This window comes from Halarchaeum acidiphilum MH1-52-1 (assembly GCF_000474235.1).
Taxonomy (GTDB): Archaea; Halobacteriota; Halobacteria; order Halobacteriales; family Halobacteriaceae; genus Halarchaeum; species Halarchaeum acidiphilum.
Genome location: NZ_BATA01000123.1, coordinates 1 through 3053 on the forward strand (window position 1 = coordinate 1; position 3053 = coordinate 3053).

Consider the following 3053-nt stretch of genomic DNA (forward strand, 5'->3'; position numbering starts at 1 on the left):
GGACGGGTCGGCGCGGACGGATCGATGGCGGACGGACCGGTGGCGGACGGATCGATGGCGGATGGACCGGCGCGGACGGATCGGGGGCCGGCTCGGGCGGTGCGCCGGATTCTCGTCATCGGCGCGGCGATCACCCCTCTCGCAGGGGATCCCCGACGAGGACGAGACGCCGGAGCGGATCACGCGGGCCGCGAGGGACGCGCTCGCACGCCTCGCCGAGAGCCGCCTCTGGTGATCACTCGAACGACGCGCCGCCGCCGGACTCCTGTCCCTCGATGGCCTCGTTGAGACCGTCGTCGATGGCGTGGGCGACGGTGTCGTTCTCGTCGCGCTCCTCCGCGCCGTGGTTGATCTCCTCGTGCTGTTCCTCGATGACCACATCGGTGCTCGCGACGGTCTCGAAGACCTCGCGCAGGCTGTTCGCATCGGACGACATGTTAGTCGGCTACAATGCGGGCGTCGGATTAGTCCTTTCGGCCGCGGACAGAAAGTTCATACGTGCCACGGGCCGACGAGGCGTTTCTCTCCGATTCGGTCCCGTCGAGGCGCGACGAGTGCGGGCGATTTCCTCGAGGGGGAGTCGGTCAGCCGTCTTGGTCGGCGTTCGCGGGACCGACGCTCGCGTTCGGGTTCGACTCCCCGTCGCCGCGGTGAATCGCCTCGCCCGTGGCCGGATCGGAGAAGTTGAAGCCTTTTAGTCGGCGCGACCAGTGGAGTGGGTATGAACCACGTAGACGTGGCCGTGGTCGGCGGCGGGCCCGCCGGCACCGCGGCCGCCGAGCGCGCGGCCGCCGAGGGCGCATCCGCCGTCGTCTTCGAGAAGGGCGTGCCGCGCGCGGACCGGGAGGATCTCGGACCGGACTCCACGGACGCCGCCGGCTTCCTCGACTACTGGGTCGACATCGCGCAGTTGGATGTCGACGCGCTCCCCGAGGGCGTGATCCAGCAGGAGCTGCGCGACGCGGAGTTCGTCGGTCCCGAGGAGTCCGTGACGGTCGATCGGACCGGGATCGAGTCGTCGTACGACGGCTTCGGCTTCACCTTCCAGCGCGCGAAGCTCGACGACTGGCTCCGCGAGCAGGCCGAAGCCGCCGGCGCCGAGTACCGCGTCGGCGACGCCGTCACCGACGTCGAGTCCGATCTCTCGGACGGCCACGAGCACACGCTCACTCTCTCGAACGGCGAGGAGTGGACGGCCGAGTACGTCATCCTCGCGGACGGCCCGCAGCGCCGCGTCACCATGCCCGTCCTCGATCGGTTCCTCCCCGCGGACGAGAGCGCGAGCGAGCGCCTGAGTCCGCCGCGAGCGAACCACATCGCCTATCAGGAGTACCGGAAGTTCCCCGAGGGCGTCTTGGACGAGGACAGCATCACGTTCTGGTGGGGGTGGATGCCGGGCGAGACGGCGTACCCGTGGGTGTTCCCGAACGCCGACAACGTCGCGCGCGTCGGGCTTACGATGCCGATCGGGATGGATCTGGAGGGCGTCGAGACGGCCGACTACCGCCTCCTTCGCGAGGACGACGAGTCGATCCCGAACGGGAGCGAGTACATCCGGCGGCTCTTGGAGGAACTCTACGGCGACGAGTACGACGTCGAGTCCGACTTCCCCGTCGTCGAGGAGGGATACGGGAAATCGAAGGGGACGGAGACGTACTCCATCTCGTCGACGCGACCGATCGACTCCCCCACGGACGCCGGCATCGCCGTCGTCGGCGGCGCGATGGGCACCACCTCGGCGTTCCACGAGGGCGGCGATCACGTCGCGCTCCGCACCGGGAAGCTCGCGGGCGAACTCGCCGCGCTCGACTCCCTCGACGCGTACAACGACGCGTGGAAGGACGCCATCGGCGACGAGATCCTGCGGAACGTCGCGATGGCCGACGTCGTCGCGGACTACGAACCCGATGAGTGGGACACCGCGTTCCGCGTCGCCCGACGGATGCTCGACTCCGCGGACTCCGGGAAGATCCTCACGCGCAAGAACGCGAGCGTCGGCGTCGACGGCCTGCGCCTCTACAAGGACTACAAGAAGGCGAAGTTCCGCTACCGGAAGGGCAAGTACGTCCAACTGCGCGAGGCCGAATACCGCTACTGATGGCGTGGGAGGAAGTCGAGGACCGGACGGGTCGGCGCTGGGAGCGCACGGACGGCGACGCCGTCGTCTCGGTCCGCGAGACGGCGACCGGCGAGTGGGCGGTGACGTACGACCGCCTCCGGCAAGCCCCGGAGGGCGAGGCGTACCGCCGCGAGACGTGCGAGTCGGAGGCGGACGCGGTGGCGCTCGCGGCCGAGTGGCGCGACGAGGGGATCGATAAATAACCGTTTTGTCCGATACCGGGGCCGTCGAGCTTCGAAACGACTTTATTACGGGCGCGTGTGAACGTAATTCACAGTATGACTAGTCGCATCTCACGCGGCCTCATCGCCGCGCTTCTCGCACTCACCGTCGTCGTCGGGGCATCGGGCCTCGCCGCCGCCGCGAACGCCTCGAACACCGCGAGCGTCTCCGCGGACCCGAGCACGCCCGGCGACGTCGCGACGCACACCGTGAACGAGACCGTCGGCAGCACGCTCAACACCTCCTCGTGGACCGGCTTCGCCGTCGACTACTCGAACACGAGCGCCGACGCCAGTAACGTCTCCGCGGCCGACGTGCAGACGATCGGCATCGACCGCGACGGCAACGAGTCGGGCGCGGCGGTCGACGTCAACGCCTCCGCCGATCTCGAAGGCGTCTCCGTCAGCAACAACGGCGAGACCGTCACGTTCAGCCTCGGCGGCTCGTACAGCCTCTACGAGGGTGACGAAGTCGTCCTCGCCTACGGCAACGTCACGAACCCCGACGCCGCCGGGACGTACAACGTCACGACGGACATCAACCCCCAGTCCAGCGGGAGCGAGGCCACCGCGTCGCTGACCATCGCGAACGAGACGGCGTCGACGACGAATACGACGTCCACCAGCACCAGCACGTCGACGAACGAGACGACGACGAGTGCCAACGCGACGACGTCGACGACGAACACGACGTCCACCAGCACGTCGACGAG

The 3053-nt window shown here is 68.6% G+C and carries 5 protein-coding genes; 4 read left to right on the plus strand and 1 reads right to left on the minus strand.

The window, feature by feature from the left end; translation table 11 throughout:
- Nucleotides 1-235 (plus strand): hypothetical protein (locus AOZ13_RS15150; RefSeq protein ID WP_234402889.1); only part of this gene is annotated, 235 nt, incomplete at its 5' end.
- Here the strand turns inward: AOZ13_RS15150 and AOZ13_RS13300 are convergent.
- Nucleotides 236-436, minus strand: a complete 201-nt coding sequence (locus tag AOZ13_RS13300; RefSeq protein WP_021780840.1) for a hypothetical protein — start codon at nucleotides 434-436, stop codon at nucleotides 236-238.
- Nucleotides 437-721: 285 nt separating this feature from the next.
- Between AOZ13_RS13300 and AOZ13_RS13305 the strand changes: the two genes are divergently transcribed.
- From AOZ13_RS13305 to AOZ13_RS13315, 3 genes are all read left to right on the plus strand, one after another.
- Complete coding sequence (locus AOZ13_RS13305) at nucleotides 722-2098, plus strand: NAD(P)/FAD-dependent oxidoreductase (protein WP_049934133.1); 1377 nt, start codon at nucleotides 722-724, stop codon at nucleotides 2096-2098.
- Nucleotides 2098-2322 carry a DUF7543 family protein gene (locus AOZ13_RS13310; RefSeq protein WP_020221495.1) on the plus strand — a complete coding sequence of 75 codons (225 nt, stop codon included), beginning with the start codon at nucleotides 2098-2100 and terminating at the stop codon, nucleotides 2320-2322. Before AOZ13_RS13305 ends, AOZ13_RS13310 begins: the two co-directional genes overlap by 1 nt.
- A gap of 75 nt (nucleotides 2323-2397) precedes the next feature.
- Nucleotides 2398-3053 (plus strand): hypothetical protein (locus tag AOZ13_RS13315; protein WP_148294609.1); only part of this gene is annotated, 656 nt, incomplete at its 3' end.

Excerpts from the sequence above, each read along its gene's own strand:
- AOZ13_RS13310 (WP_020221495.1), top strand. The coding sequence starts at position 2,098 with ATGGCGTGGGAGGAAGTCGAGGACCGGACGGGTCGGCGCTGGGAGCGC.
- AOZ13_RS13305 (WP_049934133.1), top strand. The coding sequence starts at position 722 with ATGAACCACGTAGACGTGGCCGTGGTCGGCGGCGGGCCCGCCGGCACC.
- AOZ13_RS13300 (WP_021780840.1), bottom strand. The coding sequence starts at position 436 with ATGTCGTCCGATGCGAACAGCCTGCGCGAGGTCTTCGAGACCGTCGCG.